This window comes from Pseudomonas sp. R1-43-08, assembly GCF_003852255.1.
GTDB lineage: Bacteria > Pseudomonadota > Gammaproteobacteria > Pseudomonadales > Pseudomonadaceae > Aquipseudomonas.
On sequence record NZ_CP027734.1, the window covers coordinates 62,623 to 82,690 of the forward strand.

At 61.1% G+C, this 20,068-nt stretch carries 22 protein-coding genes; 11 read left to right on the forward strand and 11 right to left on the reverse strand.

Annotation, left to right across the window (positions count from 1 at the left end):
* Positions 1-90 precede the first annotated feature (90 nt).
* A complete protein-coding gene (locus tag C4J87_RS00290; RefSeq protein WP_124365277.1) occupies positions 91-738 on the reverse strand; it encodes a hypothetical protein in 648 nt (215 codons plus the stop codon).
* 365 nt (positions 739-1,103) lie between these two features.
* Here C4J87_RS00290 and coxB point away from each other — a divergent pair, with 365 nt between their 5' ends.
* From coxB to C4J87_RS00310, 4 genes are all read left to right on the forward strand, one after another.
* Positions 1,104-2,231 carry a cytochrome c oxidase subunit II gene (gene coxB / locus C4J87_RS00295; protein ID WP_124365278.1) on the forward strand — a complete coding sequence of 376 codons (1,128 nt, stop codon included), beginning with the start codon at positions 1,104-1,106 and terminating at the stop codon, positions 2,229-2,231.
* A 58-nt stretch (positions 2,232-2,289) separates the two neighbouring features.
* Positions 2,290-3,876 (forward strand): cytochrome c oxidase subunit I, encoded by a 1,587-nt coding sequence (ctaD, locus tag C4J87_RS00300; RefSeq protein WP_124365279.1) that lies wholly within the window; start codon positions 2,290-2,292, stop codon positions 3,874-3,876.
* 138 nt (positions 3,877-4,014) lie between these two features.
* Positions 4,015-4,566, forward strand: coding sequence for a cytochrome c oxidase assembly protein (locus tag C4J87_RS00305; RefSeq protein WP_124365280.1), 552 nt, complete (start codon positions 4,015-4,017; stop codon positions 4,564-4,566).
* A 35-nt stretch (positions 4,567-4,601) separates the two neighbouring features.
* The gene (locus tag C4J87_RS00310) at positions 4,602-5,489 is read left to right on the forward strand and encodes a cytochrome c oxidase subunit 3 (protein ID WP_124365281.1); all 888 of its coding nucleotides are present in this window, start codon (positions 4,602-4,604) and stop codon (positions 5,487-5,489) included.
* A gap of 6 nt (positions 5,490-5,495) precedes the next feature.
* Here C4J87_RS00310 and C4J87_RS00315 read toward each other — a convergent pair whose 3' ends face one another.
* Positions 5,496-5,699 carry a twin transmembrane helix small protein gene (locus C4J87_RS00315; protein ID WP_124365282.1) on the reverse strand — a complete coding sequence of 68 codons (204 nt, stop codon included), beginning with the start codon at positions 5,697-5,699 and terminating at the stop codon, positions 5,496-5,498.
* Positions 5,700-5,731: 32 nt separating this feature from the next.
* Here C4J87_RS00315 and C4J87_RS00320 point away from each other — a divergent pair, with 32 nt between their 5' ends.
* The 5 genes from C4J87_RS00320 to C4J87_RS00340 are packed head-to-tail and all read left to right on the forward strand — an operon-like array spanning position 5,732 to position 9,655.
* Positions 5,732-6,496 carry an SURF1 family protein gene (locus C4J87_RS00320; RefSeq protein WP_124365283.1) on the forward strand — a complete coding sequence of 255 codons (765 nt, stop codon included), beginning with the start codon at positions 5,732-5,734 and terminating at the stop codon, positions 6,494-6,496.
* A complete protein-coding gene (locus tag C4J87_RS00325) occupies positions 6,462-7,046 on the forward strand; it encodes a hypothetical protein (RefSeq protein WP_124365284.1) in 585 nt (194 codons plus the stop codon). The genes C4J87_RS00320 and C4J87_RS00325 overlap by 35 nt, the downstream gene beginning before the upstream one ends.
* Positions 7,047-7,056: 10 nt before the next feature.
* On the forward strand, positions 7,057-8,136 hold the full coding sequence (locus C4J87_RS00330) for a heme A synthase (protein ID WP_124360630.1): 1,080 nt from the start codon (positions 7,057-7,059) through the stop codon (positions 8,134-8,136).
* On the forward strand, positions 8,124-9,023 hold the full coding sequence (gene cyoE, locus C4J87_RS00335; protein WP_124365285.1) for a heme o synthase: 900 nt from the start codon (positions 8,124-8,126) through the stop codon (positions 9,021-9,023). Before C4J87_RS00330 ends, cyoE begins: the two co-directional genes overlap by 13 nt.
* Positions 9,020-9,655: an SCO family protein gene (locus tag C4J87_RS00340; RefSeq protein ID WP_124360632.1), complete on the forward strand. Its 636-nt coding sequence runs from the start codon at positions 9,020-9,022 to the stop codon at positions 9,653-9,655. Before cyoE ends, C4J87_RS00340 begins: the two co-directional genes overlap by 4 nt.
* Before the next feature lie 130 nt (positions 9,656-9,785).
* Here C4J87_RS00340 and C4J87_RS00345 read toward each other — a convergent pair whose 3' ends face one another.
* The 3 genes from C4J87_RS00345 to C4J87_RS00355 are packed head-to-tail and all read right to left on the reverse strand — an operon-like array spanning position 9,786 to position 12,289.
* A complete protein-coding gene (locus C4J87_RS00345) occupies positions 9,786-10,556 on the reverse strand; it encodes a MetQ/NlpA family ABC transporter substrate-binding protein (RefSeq protein ID WP_124365286.1) in 771 nt (256 codons plus the stop codon).
* A 51-nt stretch (positions 10,557-10,607) separates the two neighbouring features.
* Positions 10,608-11,282 (reverse strand): methionine ABC transporter permease, encoded by a 675-nt coding sequence (locus C4J87_RS00350; protein ID WP_124365287.1) that lies wholly within the window; start codon positions 11,280-11,282, stop codon positions 10,608-10,610.
* The gene (locus C4J87_RS00355) at positions 11,282-12,289 is read right to left on the reverse strand and encodes a methionine ABC transporter ATP-binding protein (RefSeq protein ID WP_124365288.1); all 1,008 of its coding nucleotides are present in this window, start codon (positions 12,287-12,289) and stop codon (positions 11,282-11,284) included. The genes C4J87_RS00350 and C4J87_RS00355 overlap by 1 nt, the downstream gene beginning before the upstream one ends.
* A 265-nt stretch (positions 12,290-12,554) precedes the next feature.
* On the opposite strand from C4J87_RS00355, the gene katE reads away from it, so the two are divergent.
* Positions 12,555-14,696 (forward strand): catalase HPII, encoded by a 2,142-nt coding sequence (gene katE, locus C4J87_RS00360; protein ID WP_124365289.1) that lies wholly within the window; start codon positions 12,555-12,557, stop codon positions 14,694-14,696.
* A gap of 100 nt (positions 14,697-14,796) precedes the next feature.
* Here katE and C4J87_RS00365 read toward each other — a convergent pair whose 3' ends face one another.
* The 4 genes from C4J87_RS00365 to zur are packed head-to-tail and all read right to left on the reverse strand — an operon-like array spanning position 14,797 to position 17,602.
* Positions 14,797-15,516, reverse strand: a complete 720-nt coding sequence (locus tag C4J87_RS00365) for a PA5502 family lipoprotein (RefSeq protein WP_124365290.1) — start codon at positions 15,514-15,516, stop codon at positions 14,797-14,799.
* 37 nt (positions 15,517-15,553) lie between these two features.
* On the reverse strand, positions 15,554-16,342 hold the full coding sequence (znuB, locus tag C4J87_RS00370) for a zinc ABC transporter permease subunit ZnuB (RefSeq protein WP_124360638.1): 789 nt from the start codon (positions 16,340-16,342) through the stop codon (positions 15,554-15,556).
* Positions 16,335-17,120 (reverse strand): zinc ABC transporter ATP-binding protein ZnuC, encoded by a 786-nt coding sequence (gene znuC / locus C4J87_RS00375; RefSeq protein ID WP_124360639.1) that lies wholly within the window; start codon positions 17,118-17,120, stop codon positions 16,335-16,337. Before znuC ends, znuB begins: the two co-directional genes overlap by 8 nt.
* Positions 17,120-17,602, reverse strand: a complete 483-nt coding sequence (gene zur, locus C4J87_RS00380; protein ID WP_124365291.1) for a zinc uptake transcriptional repressor Zur — start codon at positions 17,600-17,602, stop codon at positions 17,120-17,122. Before zur ends, znuC begins: the two co-directional genes overlap by 1 nt.
* 58 nt (positions 17,603-17,660) lie before the next feature.
* On the opposite strand from zur, the gene C4J87_RS00385 reads away from it, so the two are divergent.
* Complete coding sequence (locus tag C4J87_RS00385) at positions 17,661-18,590, forward strand: zinc ABC transporter substrate-binding protein (protein ID WP_124360641.1); 930 nt, start codon at positions 17,661-17,663, stop codon at positions 18,588-18,590.
* 127 nt (positions 18,591-18,717) lie between these two features.
* Here the strand turns inward: C4J87_RS00385 and C4J87_RS00390 are convergent, their stop codons facing one another.
* Together C4J87_RS00390 and C4J87_RS00395 are read right to left on the reverse strand one after the other, a co-directional pair.
* On the reverse strand, positions 18,718-19,671 hold the full coding sequence (locus C4J87_RS00390) for a homoserine kinase (protein ID WP_124365292.1): 954 nt from the start codon (positions 19,669-19,671) through the stop codon (positions 18,718-18,720).
* Positions 19,672-19,726: 55 nt separating this feature from the next.
* Entirely contained in the window at positions 19,727-20,017 is a 291-nt protein-coding gene (locus tag C4J87_RS00395) for a DUF2782 domain-containing protein (protein ID WP_124365293.1), read from the reverse strand.
* Positions 20,018-20,068 lie beyond the last annotated feature (51 nt).

A 20,068-nucleotide genomic window follows, 5' to 3' on the forward strand; every position in this document is an offset into this window, starting at 1 on the left:
ATTGGGGTGTGTCAGCCAAATAGATTTTGACTGGTTCACCGCTATCGGGGGCAAGCCCCCTCCCACATTTGTTTTGTGTCCAATTTGGGATTAAGTCGGCTGATCCAGCGCCAACTCCACTCCAAGCTGGCGCGACAGGCACGGCCAGCGCTTCCATGCCGCTTCTGTGTCCGGGCTTTTCAACTGTTCGCGGTATGTCTCGACCGACTCCAGCGCAAAGCTCTCTTCGTTAAGCATCTCATCCACTGCCATGTGCACCGCTTCATCCAGCTGGTTGGCGAAGTCTTCACCGATCAATTGGTGGGCGATCAGGTTGGCGACCGTAGTGTCCGCCGGGATCAGCGGCTGGCCGAAATGCTTGATATACAGGTCGTTGACCTCCTCTACCAGGCGATGGGCCAGGTAGGCTTCGTCCAGCAGACTGTCCAGGCCTTCGTGGCCCGCCAGAATCGCCGGCGGCTGCAGGAAGAAATGCTCGGCAATCTTCAGCACAGGCTTGATCTGGCTTTCGATCCCGGCTTCGCGCGCTACATCGTTGGCGGCTTCGAGCAAATCCGGGACGAGGTCGATGTACGCGGTGACAAAGCGGGTCATGACAATGTTGCGATCACCGTCAACCAGGGAAATGGCCGAATGCAGGTGCGGCAATTGCTTTTCCAATTGCTGGGCAAGCTGGCCCGTGGTTGCTTCGTGTTGATGGGCACGGGAAATCTGCTCGCGCAATGCGGCGGTGTTCATGAAGGCTCCGGTCAGGCGTAGGAAAAGGGAGAGGATAAGGTAGCTCGGTTATACGAGCACCTAAGACGCATTTGTCATAATTATTTCATGGTTATACGCACACGTTATATCGAATTGCCATCGCTCGTCGGATAAACGATTCCGCCGCCCGTTTTATTGGGCCCGTCTGTCTGTTTTCACTCATTTGCCCCTACACATTGCGGGGTCGCTGCGGCTGTCTATACTCGGATTTGTAGGCAATTGGCTGATGACGCCCGACTGCATGACGCAGCAAGGCTTGGCGGTGGTAAGCAGTTTGGAAGCCGCTCCCTTCGCCGCAGGTGCAAACCGGCGGGATAACAAGAAACATAAAAGGGGAACCCGCAATGACGCGACATCCACACGTTTGGATGGGCTTAGTGTTGTCGTCGGTATTCGGCCAGGCCCACGCCGCCTGGACAACGAATATGGCGCCAGGTGCTACTGAAGTCAGTCACGCTGTGTTTGACCTGCACATGACCATTTTCTGGATTTGTGTAGTGATCGGCATCGTCGTGTTTGGCGCGATGTTCTGGTCGATGATCCTGCACCGCCGATCCACGGGCCAGGTAGCGGCCAAGTTCCACGAAAGCACCACGGTGGAAATACTCTGGACCGTGGTGCCGTTGCTGATCCTGGTGGCCATGGCCATTCCGGCGACCAAGACGCTGATCAACATCTACGACAGCAGTGAGTCGGATATCGATATCCAGGTCACCGGCTATCAGTGGAAGTGGCATTACAAATACCTGGGCCAGGACGTGGAGTTCTTCAGCAACCTGGCCACGCCGGCCGAGCAAATCCATAACCAGGCCACCAAGGGCGAGCACTACCTTCTCGAAGTCGACCAGCCGCTGGTGTTGCCGGTGGGGGCAAAAGTGCGCTTTTTGGTGACCGCCGCCGACGTGATTCACTCCTGGTGGGTGCCGGCCTTTGCGGTCAAGCGTGACGCCATTCCCGGCTTCGTCAATGAAGCCTGGACCCGTGTCGAGAAACCCGGCATCTATCGCGGCCAGTGCGCCGAATTGTGCGGCAAGGACCACGGGTTCATGCCCATCGTGGTCGAGGTCAAGTCCAGGGCCGACTACGACACCTGGCTTGGCGAGCGCAAGCAAGAGGCGGCCAAGCTCAAGGAATTGACCTCCAAGGAATGGACACTCGACGAACTGGTGGCCCGCGGCGACAAGGTCTACCACACCACCTGCGTGGCCTGTCACCAGGCTGAGGGCCAGGGCCTGCCGCCCATGTTCCCGGCGCTCAAGGGCTCGAAAACCGCCACCGGGCCTGCCGCCGATCACCTGAACCTGGTTTATCACGGCAAGCCAGGTACCGCGATGGCCGCGTTCGGCAAACAACTCTCGGAAGTCGATATCGCTGCGGTCGTGACCTACGAACGCAATGCCTGGGGCAACAACAAAGGCGACATGGTCACGCCAAAAGACGTGCTGGCCATCAAACAGGCGCAAAGTAAATGACAGCCTCCCTTGCCACCGTCCAGACCCGCCCCGCCCACTCGCTTGCAGGAGAACGGTCATGAGCACTGTGATCGATGACCATGGTCACGCCGACCACGCCCACGGCCCCGCGAAGGGGTTGATGCGCTGGGTGCTGACCACCAACCATAAAGACATCGGCACGATGTACCTGTGGTTTGCCTTCACCATGTTCCTGCTGGGCGGTTCGTTCGCGATGGTGATTCGCGCCGAACTGTTCCAGCCCGGCCTGCAGATCGTGCAGCCGGCGTTCTTCAACCAGATGACCACCATGCATGGCCTGATCATGGTGTTCGGCGCGGTGATGCCGGCCTTTGTCGGCCTGGCCAACTGGATGATCCCGTTGATGATCGGCGCACCGGACATGGCCCTGCCGCGCATGAACAACTTCAGTTTCTGGCTGCTGCCGGCGGCATTCCTGTTGCTGGTCTCGACCCTGTTCAGCCCCGGCGGCGGGCCGAATTTCGGCTGGACGTTCTACGCGCCGCTCTCCACCACCTATGCGCCGGAAAGCGTGACCTTCTTCATATTTGCCATCCACCTGATGGGCATCAGTTCGATCATGGGCGCGATCAACGTGGTGGCGACCATCCTCAACTTGCGCGCGCCGGGCATGACCCTGATGAAAATGCCGCTGTTCGTGTGGACCTGGCTGATCACCGCGTTCCTGCTGATTGCGGTGATGCCGGTGCTGGCCGGTTGCGTGACCATGATGCTGATGGATATCCACTTCGGCACCAGCTTTTTCAGCGCGGCGGGCGGTGGTGATCCGGTGCTGTTCCAGCACGTGTTCTGGTTTTTTGGCCACCCTGAGGTGTACATCATGATCCTGCCGGCGTTCGGGGCCGTCAGCTCGATCATTCCGACCTTCTCGCGCAAGCCGTTGTTTGGCTACACCTCGATGGTCTACGCCACGGCCAGCATCGCGTTCCTGTCGTTCATCGTGTGGGCGCACCATATGTTCGTGGTCGGTATTCCGCTGGTGGGCGAACTGTTCTTCATGTACGCCACCCTGCTGATCGCGGTGCCCACCGGAGTCAAGGTGTTCAACTGGGTCAGCACCATGTGGCAAGGTTCGCTGACCTTCGAGACGCCGATGCTGTTCGCGGTGGCCTTCGTGATCCTGTTTACCATCGGCGGTTTTTCCGGGCTGATGCTGGCGATCGCGCCGGCGGACTTCCAGTACCACGACACCTACTTCGTGGTGGCGCATTTCCATTACGTGCTGGTACCTGGCGCGATCTTCGGCATCTTCGCCTCGGCCTACTACTGGCTGCCGAAATGGACCGGCCACATGTATGACGAAACCCTGGGCAGGCTGCATTTCTGGTTGTCCTTCGTCGGCATGAACATGGCGTTCTTCCCGATGCACTTCGTGGGCCTGGCCGGCATGCCGCGCCGGGTGCCGGACTACAACCTGCAGTTCGCCGACTTCAACATGGTGTCGTCCATTGGTGCGTTCATGTTCGGCGCCACGCAGATCTTCTTCCTGTTTATCGTGATCAAGTGCATCCGCGGCGGCCCGCCCGCGCCGGCCAAGCCGTGGGACGGCGCCGAAGGCCTGGAGTGGAGCGTGCCCTCGCCTGCGCCGTACCACACCTTCACCACGCCGCCGGAGGTGAAATGAATAAGTCACCCTCGATCCCTTGTGGGAGGGGGCTTGCTCCCGATTGCTATCTCACAGTCAAAGGAAGTGTCGACTGGTACACCGCCATCGGGGGCAAGCCCCCTCCCACCTTGATTTCAATCACCTCAGGTGGGCGTCATGGCTGACTCCGTGCCCCTCAAACGCCTGGTCACGCGCCTGCTGATCCTGGTGCTGGCAATGTTCGCCTTCGGTTTTGCCCTGGTGCCGATCTATGACGTGATGTGCAAGGCATTCGGCATCAACGGCAAGACCGGCGGGCAGTACGAAGGCGAGCAGGTCGTCGACCCGTCGCGCCAGGTGCGGGTGCAGTTCCTGTCCACCAACGCCATCGATATGGTCTGGGATTTCTATGCCAAGGCCGACGAGGTGGTGGTCAACCCGGGTGCTGTGACCGAGATGCTGTTCGTCGCGTACAACCCGACTGACAAACCGATGACCGCCCAGGCGGTGCCGAGTATTTCCCCGGCCGAAGCGGCGATGTACTTCCACAAGACCGAGTGTTTTTGCTTCACCCAGCAAGTGTTGCAGCCAGGCGAACGTATCGAGATGCCAGTGCGCTTCATCGTCGATCGCGCCATGCCCAAGGATGTGAAGCATTTGACCTTGGCCTACACGCTGTTTGATATCACTGCGCGCCAGCCGCCCGTGGCGGCCCACAGCGGCGGCTAGCTACTGTTTGCCCGCTCAATCAGGAGAGCGAATACATGTCGACTCATGATACGTACTACGTACCAGCGCAAAGCAAATGGCCGATCATTGCCACGATTGGCCTGTTGGTCACCGTGTATGGGCTGGCCGTGTGGTTCAACGATCTCAAGGCGTTGCGCCCGGAATCCCACGGCCCGTGGATCTTCTTCGTCGGCGGTCTGTTGCTGGCCTACATGCTGTTCGGCTGGTTCGGTGCGGTGATCAAGGAAAGCCGCGCCGGCTTGTACAGTGCGCAAATGGACCGTTCGTTTCGCTGGGGCATGACCTGGTTCATCTTTTCCGAAGTGATGTTTTTCATCGCGTTCTTCGGCGCGCTGTTCTATGTGCGTACCTGGGCGGGGCCATGGCTGGCGGGTGAGGGACCCAAGGGCGTCGCGCATATGCTGTGGCCGAATTTCGAATTCGCCTGGCCCTTGCTGAACAACCCGGACCCCAAGCTGTATCCGGCGCCCAAGGGCACGATCAGCCCGTGGGGCCTGCCGTTGGTAAACACCATCCTGCTGGTGAGTTCCAGCGTGACCATCACCATCGCCCACCATGCCTTGCGCAAAGGGCATCGCGGCGCGCTGAAGATCTGGCTGGCGCTCACCGTGCTACTGGGCCTGGCGTTTCTCGGGTTCCAGGCCGAGGAGTACATCCACGCCTATAAAGAGCTGGGCCTGACGTTGGGTTCGGGCGTGTACGGCGCGACGTTCTTCATGCTCACCGGGTTTCACGGTGCCCACGTGACCATCGGCACGATCATTCTGTTTGTGATGCTGATGCGCATCCTGAAGGGGCATTTCAATGCCGAGCACCAGTTTGGTTTCGAGGCGGCCAGTTGGTATTGGCACTTCGTGGACGTGGTGTGGATCGGGCTGTTTTTCTTTGTGTATGTGCTGTGAACCGTTCTACCACGGCGCATGCGAGACCAACTGGCCACTGAAAAAGCCCCAGGCGATCAGCCCGACGGTGATGGCGGCCAACACGACACGCACGGTCAGGGCAGTGACGAGGCGGTTGGAACGGCCCTCGTCCTTGACCAGGAAGAACAAGCCACTGAACAGGCTCGCGACAGTCGCGATCAGCATCAGGGCAATGGCGGCTTTGAGCATGGTCTGGCTCCGGGCTTCAGGGGGAGGGGGCAATGAGATTCAGTATAGCCAGTGCCAGGCAGCGCCTGCGGCCCGGCATCGCGCCGACCTTGGTGGTGCTGCTGTTGCTGCCGTTGATGGTCGGTCTGGGCTTCTGGCAACTGTCGCGCGGTCAGGAAAAACAGCGCTTGGTCGACACTTACGCAGAGCGGCGTGCGGCCGAGCCCCTGGGCAGCGAGCAGCTTGCAGCCAGTGCCGACCCAGCCTTCCGCCGGGTTCGTCTGCACGGCAACTTCGATGCCGAACACAGCGTGCTGCTCGACAACCGTATGCGCGACGGCAGGGCCGGGGTTGAGCTGTTACAACCCTTCCATGACCAGGCCAGCGGCCTGTGGTTGTTGCTCAATCGCGGTTGGCTGCCCTGGCCGGACCGCCGCACGCCACCGCTTTTCACCACCCCGGATCAACCGGTGAGTCTCGTTGCCTGGGTGTACGTCGCCCCTGGCGAAACCTTCCAATTGCGCGTCGACCCCACAACCGCGCAATGGCCGCGCCTGTTGACCGCGTTGCATCCCGGCGCGCTGTGGGCTGAATTGCGCCGCAGCGGGTTCGCCTACGAGCTGCGCGCCGAAGCCGGCCCCGGTACCTACGACACCACCTGGCCGGTGGTCGCCATGGGCCCGGAAAAACACCTGGGGTATGCGGTGCAGTGGTTTGCCATGTCACTGGCGCTGCTGGCGCTTTACCTCTACCTCGGATGGCACAACGCAAAGGAGAAGCACCATGGGAGCCGCCATGAATCCACTCAACATGTCTGAGGCGCCGGACCGGCGTAAAGGCCGCTTTCAGCTGATCCTGATTCTGCTGATGGTGGTGGGCCCGATGGTGCTGGCGACCTTTATGTACAAGCTGCAGTTCTGGGTGCCGGACAATCGCAGTTATCACGGTGAAATGATCGGTAACGGCCAGACCCGCGCCGACATCGGCGTGCAGGCCGATGAGCAGCGCTGGCAACTGTTGGTCACCGCCCCCGCCGCTTGCGCCGCCGAATGCCAGCAACTGGTGTACCTCGCGCGCCAACTGCAGATCGGCCTCGGTCGCGATGCGTCCCGCGCCAGCCACGCGCTGGCCAGTGCGCAGCCGGTCGCTACCGACTACGACGCCAGGCTCAAGGCCGAGTACCCGCAATTGCAACGCTACTCACTGGACCTGTCGACCTTCAACCGCAATGCCGCCGCGCCGGGCGATGCGCACCTGTGGATCGTCGACCCCCACGGTAACCTGGTGCTGCGCTACGACGCCAAGGTCAACGGCAAGGATTTGCTCAACGACCTGCGCCTGCTGTTGAAACTGTCGAACATCGGATAAGGGCATCATCATGGCCAAGCCTGGATTTCGCCTCGCGTTGTTTGCCACCTTGCTGGCGCTGATCGTCGTGTTGCTTGGCGCCTATACCCGCCTGACCCATGCTGGCCTGGGTTGCCCGGACTGGCCGGGTTGCTACGGCTTTATCAGCGTGCCGCAGAGCGCAGCCCAGTTGGCCCATGCCGAGCTGCATTATCCGGATACGCCGGTGGAGGCCGACAAAGGCTGGGCCGAGATGACTCACCGCTACTTTGCCGGCACCCTCGCCCTGCTGATCGCGCTGCTGGCGGCGCGTGCGTGGAGCCACCGACGCGACCCCGGCCAGCCGGTGAAATTACCGCTGTTCGTGTTGATGGTGGTGATCGCGCAGGCGGCGTTCGGCATGTGGACGGTGACCCTCAAGCTGTGGCCGCAAGTCGTGACGGGGCACCTGTTGGGCGGCTTTGCCACCTTGAGCCTGCTGTTCCTGTTGACCCTGCGCTTGTCCGGTGTGTTGCCCGCGTTGATCGTGCCCAGGCGCCTGCAATATTGGGCAACGGCGGGGTTGGTGCTGGTGATCGGGCAGATTGCGCTGGGCGGATGGGTCAGCTCCAACTACGCGGCGGTGGCCTGTGTCGATTTGCCAACGTGCCACGGCCAATGGTGGCCGGCAGCGGACTTTGCCAACGGCTTTCACCTGACCCAGCATATCGGCCCTAACTACCTCGGCGGGCAACTGGACAGCGATGCGCGTACGGCCATTCACCTCACCCATCGCGTCGGGGCGGTGCTGGTCACGCTGGTGCTGCTGGGCCTGGCCTGGCAATTGCGCGCGGTGGGCATGACGCGCCTGGCGGGCTTGCTGTTGATCGCCCTGGCGGCGCAAATCAGCCTGGGCCTGAGCAATGTGGCGTTCGGCTTGCCACTGCCGGTGGCGGTGGCTCACAACGCCGGGGGCGCGGCGCTATTGCTGAGCCTGGTACTGGTCAATTATCACGCGCGTACCAGCCTGGTCCGGGTGCGCGTTCCACGCCCGATTGCCTGGCGGTTTATTCCGCGCAAACAGGTATCGGGCCTGATAACCCTTAAAGGAGAGATGCCATGGCGTCCTTGATCGGCGCGGGTCACGGCCAGGCTATCTGGCGCGACTATCTGGAGCTGACCAAGCCGAAGGTGGTGGTGCTGATGCTGATCACCTCGCTGGTGGGCATGTTCCTCGCCACCCGCGCCGGAGTGCCGTGGACGGTGCTGGTTTTCGGCAACCTGGGCATCGCCTTGTGTGCGGGCGCGGCGGCGGCGGTCAATCATGTGGTGGACCGGCGCATCGATGCGTTGATGGCGCGTACGCACAAACGACCATTGGCCGAGGGGCGCGTCTCGCCGGCTGCGGCACTGGCTTTCGCGTTGTTGCTGGCGGTGGCGGGCCTGGCGCTGCTGCTGGCCTTTACCAACCCGCTGGCGGCATGGCTGACGTTGGCCTCGTTGCTGGGCTATGCGGTGATCTACACCGGCTTTCTCAAACGCGCGACGCCGCAGAACATCGTCATCGGTGGCCTGGCCGGCGCCGCGCCGCCGCTGTTGGGCTGGGTCGCGGTAACCGGGCATATCAGCGCCGAACCCCTGCTGCTGGTGCTGATCATCTTTGCCTGGACGCCGCCGCACTTCTGGGCGCTGGCCATTCACCGCAAGGAGGAGTACGCCAAGGCTGACATCCCGATGCTGCCGGTCACCCACGGCGAGCATTACACCAAGGTGCATATCCTGCTCTACACCTTTGCCCTGCTGGCGGTGAGCCTGATGCCCTATGTGATCCATATGAGCGGGTTGCTGTACCTGGTCTGTGCGCTGGTATTGGGCGGGCGCTTTCTGCAATGGGCCTGGGTGCTGTACCGTGGCAGCCAGCCGCACGCGGCGATCAACACCTTCAAGTACTCCATCTGGTACCTGCTGCTACTGTTTATCGCCCTGCTCGTCGACCACTACCTACTGTTGAACCTATGACTCGAACTCAGAAAACTGTCTTCATTCTCGTGGCCCTGGTGGCGTTGATCATGGGCCTGACTGTCAACAAGGTGCTATCGGGCAAAGGCCAGGGCGATCCCACTGCGCTGATCGACGCCGGCATCATCCTGCTGCCGCAAAGTCGCCAGCTGCCTGCGGTGAGCATGACCAACCAGGACGGCCAGCCGGTGCTGGTCGATGAGCTGAAAGGCAAGTGGAGCCTGCTGTTCTTCGGCTACACCTTCTGCCCGGATATCTGCCCGACCACCCTCGCCCAGCTGCGCCAGATCAAGAGCGAACTGCCCAAGGACGCGGTGGATAAGTTGCAAGTGATCCTGGTCAGCGTCGACCCGAACCGCGACACCCCGGCCCAGCTCAAGCAGTACCTGGGCTATTTCGATCCGCAGTTCCAGGGGCTGACCGGTGCGAATGTGCAGGAGGTGCAGACGGTCTCGAATGCGGTGAGCATCCCGTTCATCCCGGCGGACACCAGCAAGCCCAACTACACCGTCGATCACAGCGGCAATCTGGCGCTGATCGGGCCGGACGGTACCCAGCGCGGGTTCATTCGTGCGCCGTTGAATAACCAGAAGTTGGTGGCGCAGTTGCCTGGGCTGTTGCAGCGTAAATAGCTCACGACACAAAACAATGTGGGAGGGGGCTTGCCCCCGATAGCAGAGTGTCAGTCGATGAAGATGTTGACTGACCTGCCGCTATCGGGAGCAAGCCCCCTCCCACATTTTTGATCTCCAGCGTGTTGGATCAGAACGCTGGCTTGATCGCGCCTTTGTACTTCTCTTCGATGAATTGCTTCACTTCAGGTGTGTGCAGGGCGGCTACCAGCTTCTTCACCGCGTCCGAATCCTTGTTGTCTTCACGGGTCACCAGGATGTTCACGTAAGGCGAGTCGCTGCCTTCGATCACCAGGGCGTCCTTGGACGGGTCCAGCTTGGCTTCCAGCGCGTAGTTGGTGTTGATCAGGGCCAGGTCGACCTGGGTCAGCACGCGCGGCAGGGTGGCGGCTTCGAGTTCGCGGAACTTCAGGTTTTTGCTGTTACCGGTGATGTCCTTGGTGGTCGACAGGATGTTGGTCGGGTCCTTCAGGGTAATCAGGCCGTTGTTGGCCAGCAGCAACAGGGCGCGGCCGCCGTTGGTGGCGTCGTTCGGGATCACCACATTTGCGCCGTCCGGCAGCTCGTCCAGCTTCTTGTATTTGCTCGAGTACGCGCCCAGCGGTTCCAGGTGCACGCCGCCGACGCTCACTAGGTGAGTGCCCTTGGCCTTGTTGAATTCATCCAGGTACGGCTGGTGCTGGAAGAAGTTGGCGTCCAGGCGCTTTTCAGCCACCTGTACGTTCGGCTGCACATAGTCGGTAAAGACTTTGACCTGCAGGTCCACGCCTTCTTTGGCCAGCGCGGGTTTCACGAATTCCAGGATTTCTGCATGCGGCACTGGCGAGGCGGCGACCGTGAGGGTCTCGGCATGGGCAGAAAACGCGGCGACGGCGGCGAAAGCAACCAGTAGTTTTTTCATCCAGCAAGCTCCTTGTTCGGGCATCTGCCGGCACCAGGCCGGCCATGGTCGTTATTTTCGAGAAAAGTGCACCACCAGCTTGTCGCCGACGGTCTGCAGAATTTGCACCAGGATCAATAGCATCACTACGGTGACTACCATCACGTCGGTCTGGAAACGCTGGTAACCGAAACGGATCGCCAGGTCGCCCAGGCCACCGGCACCGACCACGCCGGCCATCGCCGTGTAGGACACCAGTGTAATCGCCGTTACGGTAATTGCCGCGAAAATGCCGGGGCGTGCTTCGGGCAGCAACGCGTTGATGATGATCTGGCGCGTGCTGGCACCCATCGACTGCGTGGCCTCGATGATGCCGCGGTCCACTTCACGCAGGGCGGTTTCCACCAGGCGCGCAAAGAATGGCGTGGCGCCCACCACCAGCGGCGGAATCGCACCCGCTACGCCCAGCGATGTGCCAGTGAGCAGCACGGTGAACGGAATCATCACGATCAACAGGATGATGAACGGCAGCGAGCGCAGGATGTTCACGATCAACGACAGCAGCGCGTACAAGCCTTTTTGCTCGAACAGCTGACGTGGGCTGGTCAAGAACAGCAACACACCCAACGGCAGGCCCAGCACGACCGTGAAGAACAGCGAACCGAACAACATAGTCATGGTATCGCCGGTGGCGAGCCAGATTTCGGACCAGTCGATGTTGGCAAAGAAGCTCAGGAAAACGTCCATCAGCGCAGCACCTCCATATGAACGTCGGCGGCGGTGAAGCGCGCAAACGCGGCTTCCATGTCACCGCCGGTGACGGCGAGGGTCAATTGCCCGTAGGGGATGTCTTTGATGCGGTCGATACGACCGGCCAGGATGCTGTAGTCCACCCCCGTTTCACGGGCGACGGTACCCAGCAATGGCGCGTAGGTCGCATCCCCTTGGAACGTCAGGCGCACGATACGACCCGGTACGTGGGCGAAGTCATCGTGCTGCTCGCCTTCATCGACCTGTTCGGCTTCCTGGACGAAGCGCTTGGTGGTCGGATGCTTGGGATGCAGGAACACATCGGCCACCGAGCCTTGCTCGACGATCACGCCGGCGTCCATCACGGCCACCTGGTCGCACACGCGACGAATCACGTCCATTTCATGGGTGATCAACACGATGGTCAGCTTCAGCTCGCGGTTGATTTCCGCCAGCAACTGCAGGACCGACGCGGTGGTTTGCGGGTCCAGAGCGCTGGTGGCTTCATCGCACAGCAGAATCTTGGGTTTGGTCGCCAGGGCGCGAGCGATGCCGACGCGCTGTTTCTGGCCGCCAGACAATTGCGCCGGGTACTTGCGGGCGTGGTCCGACAGACCGACGCGGGCGAGCAGCTCGGCGACACGCAGGTCGATTTCCTTGCGCGACAATTCGCCGGCCAATGTCAGCGGCAGCGCCACGTTGTCTGCAACGGTCTTGGACGCCAGCAAGTTGAAGTGCTGGAAAATCATGCCGACTTGCTGACGGAAACGGCGCAGGCCGTTGGCATCCAGTGCGGTGACTTCTTCGCCGTCGACACTGATCTGCCCGCCACTGGGCTCTTCAAGGCGATTGATCAGGCGCAGCAGGGTACTTTTTCCCGCGCCCGAGTGGCCAATCAGGCCAAACACCTGGCCGTTTTCGACGCGCAGGCTGGTGGAGTGCAGGGCTGGAATATCCTTACCGGCGACGCGGTAGGTTTTATGGACGTTTTGAAACTCGATCACGTAGCGAACCTTGTGGGGCGCATGGAAAAGGGATCAGCGGTTAGCCGGGCGCGCATTTTAGCCTGTCCATCCAGTGATTCTTAGCATTTATTTCGTATCTATCCTGCGATTTGGCAATAACGAGACCGAAGGTCATAAAAAGGGAACGGCTCATAACGCTATCAGTCACTACTAAAGCAATGCGATGTTCCGGGTGCCGTGCCCGGGGCTTCATTCAAACGAGCCGGGGACCGCTCTGGCCACTTTGACTAAGGAGTTTTGACTGATGAGTACCAAGAAGCCAGGCACCCCGCCGAAGAGTGAACTCGCGGGTACCGATACCCTGGACCGAGGCAATACCAACACCAAATTGCAGGCGTTGGAAGAATTCCGTTCCGATGCGACCGGCCAGGCCCTGCGCACTAACCAGGGCGTGAAGATCTCCGACAACCAGAACACCTTGAAGGTCGGTGCCCGTGGCCCTTCGCTGCTGGAAGATTTCATCATGCGTGAAAAAATCACGCACTTTGACCATGAGCGCATCCCGGAGCGCATCGTGCATGCCCGTGGCACCGGCGCCCATGGCTATTTCCAGAGCTACGGCGACCATTCGGCGCTGACCAAGGCTGGTTTCCTACGCACTCCGGAGCATAAAACGCCGGTGTTCGCGCGTTTTTCCACGGTGCAGGGGCCGCGCGGTTCCGGTGACACGGTGCGTGACGTACGCGGTTTCGCCGTGAAATTTTTCACCGACGAAGGCAACTTCGACCTGGTGGGCAACAACATGCCGGTGTTCTTCATTCAGGACGCGATCAAGTTTCCTGACTTTGTACACGCGGTAAAACCTGAGCCGCACAACGAGATTCCTACGGGCGGCTCGGCGCACGATACGTTCTGGGATTTTGTTTCGTTGCAGCCGGAGTCGGCGCACATGGTGATCTGGGCCATGTCTGACCGTGCGATTCCAAAAAGCCTGCGCGCAATGCAGGGTTTTGGCGTGCACACCTTCCGTCTGATCAATACCGAAGGCAAGTCGAGCTTCGTCAAATTCCACTGGCGGCCAAAGGTCGGCACCTGCTCCCTGGTGTGGGACGAAGCGCAAAAGCTTGCAGGTAAAGATACCGATTACCACCGTCGCGACCTGTGGGAATCGATTGAGAGCGGCGATTACCCCGAATGGGAACTGGGCGTGCAGATCGTAGCGGAAGAAGACGAACACAAATTCGATTTCGACCTGCTCGACCCGACCAAGATCATCCCGGAAGAGTTGGTGCCGATCACCCCGCTGGGCAAGATGGTGCTTAACCGCAACCCGGATAATTTCTTTGCCGAGGTCGAACAGGTTGCGTTTTGCCCAGGCCATATCGTTCCGGGTATCGACTTCACCAATGACCCGCTGCTGCAAGGCCGTCTGTTTTCCTACACGGATACCCAGATCAGCCGTCTTGGCGGCCCGAACTTCCATGAGATCCCGATCAACCGCCCGGTGGTGCCTTTCCACAACGGCCAGCGCGACGCTCAGCACCGCACCGTGATCGACAAAGGGCGCGCGGCCTATGAGCCCAACTCCATCGATGGCGGCTGGCCGAAGGAAACCCCTGCCGGCCCGACCGATGGTGGCTTCGAGACTTACTACGAGCGCGTCGATGCCAACAAAGTGCGCGAGCGCAGTGAATCGTTCGGCGACCATTTCTCCCAGGCCACGCTGTTCTTCAACAGCATGAGCCATCATGAGAAAGAGCACATCATCGCGGCTTATAGCTTTGAGCTGGGCAAGGTGGAGCGTGAGTTTATCCGCGCGCGGCAGGTCAACGAGATCCTGGCCAACATCGACCTGGAACTGGCCAAGCGCGTCGCGCAGAACCTGGGCTTACCGGCGCCGACCAAAGGCACAGTGCCTGCGCGTGAAACGTCGTTGAAGGAATCGCCGGCATTGAGCCAGGTGAATCTGCTGTCCGGCGACATCAAGACGCGCAAAGTGGCAATTCTGGCGGCTAACGGCGTGGACGGTGCGGCGATTGATGCTCTCAAGGCAGCCCTGGAAGCTGAAGGTGCGCATGCCAAGTTGCTCGGGCCGACTTCGGCGCCTGTGACCACTGTCGATGGCAAGTCGCTGCCGGTGGATGCGTCGATGGAAGGCATGCCGTCCATTGCGTTTGACGCGGTGTTTATCCCTGGCGGCAAGGAGTCGGTCAAGGCGCTGAGCGGCGACGGCGTGGCGCTGCATTACGTACTGGAAGCGTACAAGCACCTGAAGGCCATTGCGGTGGCCAGTGACGTGAAGCCCTTGTTGGATCTGCTGAAGCTGGAGGCGGATGCGGGGTTGATCGTGGGCGCGGATGCCAAGGCGTTCAAGGCGTTCTTCGCCGCGATTGCCCAGCATCGGGTGTGGGAGCGTGAGCCGAAGTCCAAGGCGATTCCGGCTTAATTATTGGGTTGTTTGTTAGATCGCCATCGGGGGCAAGCCCCCTCCCACCTTTGAATGCATTCACGATTCAAATGTGGGAGGGGGCTTGCCCCCGATGCTTTTAGTCGGCTTTACGCGGAATCAGCACAACCTGCGCCGGAATGTGTTTCAAAATCTGCCGGTGAATCTTCAGGTCATACCCTGCATCAATACGTTTCACCCGTTTGGTCAGCAACGTGGCCAGCCACGGGTAATCCTCGGTGCGCGGCACCTGGATGCTGACGTCGCACTGGTAATTCACCACGTCGGTGGCGATAGCATCCAGCTGATGGCGCATGGCGTCGACATCCGCCAGGTTCAACGCCACGGTGGTGCTCGGCGCCGCCGGGTCGATGACCTTGGCGGCGGGCTTGGCTTCGGCCGCTTTCAAGGCAGCCTCGGCCTGATCCAGCTCGGCTTTGCGCGCATGGCTGATGGCGCTGTTGACGCCACCGGTCAGGGCCGGGGCCTTGGGCATCAGTGCGCGGGCCCGGCTCAGGGCTGTGGCGGCGGCGTTGACGTCACCCTTTTGCAGCACGATCTGGCTGCGCTGCAGGTAGGCTTCGGCCAATTGCCGCTGGTAAGCCTCGAGCGCCGGATCGTTGGGCGATTGGGCCTGCAAGGTGGCGAGCTGGTCTTCGGCGGTGGCCAATTCGCTGCTGGCCAGGTTTTGCTCCAGTTGCGCGATGGCCGCAGCACGCGGATCCAGCGCTTCGGGGGCGGCGGGCGGTGTGCTTTGACAGGCGCCCAGCAGCAGGGAAAATGCGGCAAGGAGCAGATAACGGAAGGTGAACGGCTTCATTCCTGCGACTCTCTATTTGCGCAAAAAGCGAGCAAGTCTACACCCCTCGACGGGGCAGGACAAAACTCAGCAGAAACAGGGCGGCCGCCGATACCACAATCGACGGCCCGGCTGGCGTGTCCTTGAACCATGACAACGCCAGGCCCCCACACACTGCCAGCATGCCCAACAGGCTGGCGCCGATTGCCATTTGCTCCGGCGAACGAGCATGGCGTTGAGCAGCGGCTGCGGGAATGATCAACAGCGACGTGATCAACAATACGCCGACAATCTTCATCGCGACAGCGATCACCACCGCGATCAACAGCATCAGCGCCAAACGCAAGGCCGGTACGGGCAAACCTTCCACCGTGGCAAGTTCCTCATGCACGGTGATCGCCAGCAGCGGGCGCCACAGGCTCACCAGCAGCACCAGCACCGCCGCGCTGCCGCCGAGAATCCACATAAGATCAACAGGGCTGATCGCCAGCAGATCGCCAAACAGATAGGCCATCAGGTCGATGCGCACTTCATGCATGAAGCTCAGCACCACCAGGCCCAGGGACAAGGTACTCGGCGCCAGGATGCCCAGCAGCGTATCGGAGGCCAGTGGCTGGCGCTGTTGCAGCGTCACCAGTAATACCGCTAGCAGCAGGCAGCCGACCGTTACGGCGATGGTCGGGCTCACGTCCAGCAGGAAGCCCATGGCCACCCCGAGCAGCGCGGCATGGGACAACGTGTCGCCAAAGTACGCCATGCGCCGCCAGACCACGAACGAGCCCAACGGGCCCGCTACCAACGCCAAAGCCAAGCCTGCCAGCAGGGCGTAGAGCAGAAAATCAGCCATGCTTGCAGCTATCTCCATGAACATGAGGGTGGGGTGCGGCGGGGTCGTCAACCACGGCGCCGTGCAGATCATGGGCATGGTCGTGGTGGTGATGGTAGATCGCCAGGCTTTGCGCGTTCTTACCGAACAGCTCGACGAACGCCGGGTCGCCGCTGACCTGTTCCGGATGGCCGGAGCAGCACACGTGACGGTTGAGGCAGACCACTTGGTCGGTGGTGCTCATCACCAGGTGCAAATCGTGGGAGACCATCAGCACACCGCAGCCGTGACGGTCGCGCAGACGGGTGATCAGACTGTACAGCTCGGCCTGCCCGGCGACGTCGACGCCTTGCACCGGCTCATCGAGCACCAGCAACTCCGGTTCGCGCAACAGTGCGCGAGCCAGCAGCACGCGCTGCATTTCACCGCCGGAGATGCTCTGCACCGGGCTGTCGATCACCTGTTCGGCGCCGACCTCCTTGAGTGCCGCTTGCGCGCGGGCACGGTCGACCCCGGGCACCAGGCGCAGGAAACGCAGTACGGAAAGCGGGAGTGTCGGGTCTACATGCAGCTTCTGCGGCATATAGCCCACGCGCAGTTTGGGCCTGCGCCATACGCTGCCACGGTCGGGCTTGAGCAGGCCCAGCACGGCGCGCACCAGGGTGGTCTTGCCGGCGCCATTGGGGCCGATCAGGGTAACGATCTGCCCCGGCTCCACGCTCAACGCAATGTCATCCAGCACGTTTTGCCCGGCGAAGGTGACCCCGACCTGTTCCAGGCGAATTAACGCGTTGCTCATCAAGCCCCCTGACAGCCCGAGCACAGGCCGACCACTTCGACCGTTTGCCCTTCGACGCTGAAACCAACCTCGGCGGCGCTTTTGATGATGGCGTCACTGATGCTTTTCTGTTCAAGCTCGATGGCGGCGTGGCACTGGCGGCAAATCAGGAACTGGCCCTGATGCGCGTGTTCCGGGTGGTTGCAGCCAACAAAGGCATTGAGCGAAGCAATGCGGTGCACCAGGCCGTTTTCCAGCAGGAAATCCAGCGCACGGTAAACCGTGGGTGGCGCAGCGCGGCGGCCGTCCTGCTCGCTGAGTACGCCGAGGATGTCATACGCGCCCAGCGGCTTGTGGCTTTGCCACACCAACTCCAGCACGCGTCGACGCAGCGCGGTCAGGCGCAAACCCTTCTGCGCACACAGGGTGTCGGCCTCCGACAGCGCCGTGTGAACGCAGTGAGAGTGATCGTGGGGACGGCTGGCAAGCGGTGTTATAGGCATGAGCGGCGACAGATATTTGATAGAGACGTTATTATGTTACCCGTTCCTACGCCATTGAGTGGTCATCGTGTCCCGACTTTTTCCCGTTTTTGTCGTATTTGTCACCAGTTTGTTCATGGCTGGCGCCGCTCAGGCCGAGGTCAAGGTGCTGACCAGCATCAAGCCGCTGCAACTGATTGCCGCTGCTGTGCAGGACGGTGTAGCGGTTCCGGAGGTGTTGCTGCCACCGGGTGCATCGCCGCATAACTTCGCATTACGCCCATCCGACGTACGGCGCGTGCAGTCGGTAGACCTGCTCTACTGGATCGGGCCGGACATGGAAACATTTCTGCCGCGCGTGCTGAAAGGCCGTACGGCGACAACGGTGGCCGTGCAGGACCTGCCGGGTATGAAACTGCGCCGGTTCGGCGAAGATAGCCACTCCCACGCCGATGAAGCCGACGAACATGACCACGATCATCGCCCCGGCAGTGTGGATGCACATCTGTGGCTGTCGACGGTGAATGCGCGGGTGATCGCGGCGCGTATGGCGGCTGACCTCAGTGCCGCCGACCCGGCCAATGCCGCGCGTTACCAGAGCAACGCAAAGGCCTTCGAGGCTCGCCTGGATGCGCTGGATGTGCGCCTGAAGCAGCGTTTGGCCGGCGTTGAGGGCAAACCTTACTTTGTGTTTCACGAAGCTTTTGATTACTTCGAAGACGCCTACGGTTTGAAGCACGCCGGCGTATTCGCCGTTGCAGCCGAAGTGCAGCCAGGCGCCCAGCATGTGGCGGCGATGCGCACGCGGTTACAGGAAGTGGGCAAGACCTGTGTGTTCAGCGAGCCACCGTTGCGACCAAGGTTGGCGGAGACGCTGGTGGCGGGTTTGCCGGTGAAGCTCGCGGAATTGGACGCGCTGGGCGGCTACACCCCGGCCACGGCCCAGGGTTACGAGCAGGTGCTGGAAAAACTGGGCAATGACCTGGCTGGCTGCCTGGAATCGCTCTGACTGCCATTGCAGATCAAATGTGGGAGGGGGCTTGCTCCCGATGGCTTTGGGGCAGTTGATACATAAGTTGGCTGACTTACCGCTATCGGGGGCAAGCCCCCTCCCACATTTTTGACCGAGCAGGTCTTTAGAGCGCGAATGGCAGGTGGACGCTAATCTGCTGGCGTTGCGCCAAGCGATGCTCGAACTCCGCCGGGTCATGAATCAACACATCCTGCCCGGCAAACGACTCGGCTGCGATCAGCCGCGACAGCCAGAACCGCACGCACGCCACGCGCAGCAGGGTCGGCCACAGCTCGGCTTCCTTCGCGGTAAACGGCCGCAGCCCCGCGTAAGCCCCAAGCAACGCACGGGCGCGCTGCCCGTCAATCACGCCGTCGGCATCCGAACACCAGTCATTCAAGGCGATGGCGACGTCGTACAGCATCGGCCCCGAGCAGGCGTTGTAGAAGTCGATCAGGCCGGTCAGGTGGGTGCCTTCAAACATCGCGTTGTCGCGGAACAGGTCGGCATGAACGTTGGCGCGCGGCAAGGCAAGGATCTGCGCCTTGTGGGCCTGGATTTCGCTCAACGCATCCTGCAGAAGGCGCTGTTGCGCGTCGTTCAGGTGCGAAATCAACTGCGCGCCTTCACTGAGCATCCAGTCCAGTCCGCGATCGGTCTTGCGTTCCAGCACCTTGTCGCCCTGGGTCGCCAGATGCAGGTGACCGAGCAGGTCGCCCACCTGGGCGCAATGCTGGGCGTTGGCGTCCTTGATGTGCTTGCCGGCCAGGCGCGGCTGCAGCAGCGCCGGTTTGCCGGCAAGCGTGCGCAGGGCAACGCCGTCGGTAGTGCGCAGGGCATAAGGCACCGGCAGGTCGGCGTCGTGGAGCACATCGAGCAGCTCGATGAAGAACGGCATTTCCGCAACAGGGCCACGTTCAACCAGGGTCAGGACGAATTCGCCTTGTTCCAGGCTGATAAAGAAATTGGTGTTTTCGCTACCGGCGGCAATCCCCTGGAAATCAAGCAGGCGGCCGAGCCCGTAAGGGGCAAGAAAGGTTTCCAGCTCGGGCCGAGCCAGGGGGGTAAACACAGACATGGTTAAAACTGCCGTTACGGGCGCCGCTCAGGGCGGCGCCGTTGAAGTTAGGGAATCATTTCCATTCGAAGATCTTCCATGACGGAATCAGCATATCCGGCTGGTCGGAACGGATGAAGTTCGCGTCGGTTCCGTCGGCGCGTACCAGGAAATACGGTGGAGCACCTTTGGGCGTTACCTTGATGGCGTACAGGAAGCCGTTCTGGCGGTACTCCTGGATAGTCTTGTCGCCTTCCGTGCGAATGGTTACTTCCGGATCGCCCGACGGCGCATCGTCTGCCGCCATGACAGCCATCGGAGCGAGTGCAATCCAGCCAGTGAACAGCAGGCGATTGAATGTACGCATGATAACCTTGTCCCTTTGTTTTCATTGGTCCGGCCTATTCTAGCGCCTGAC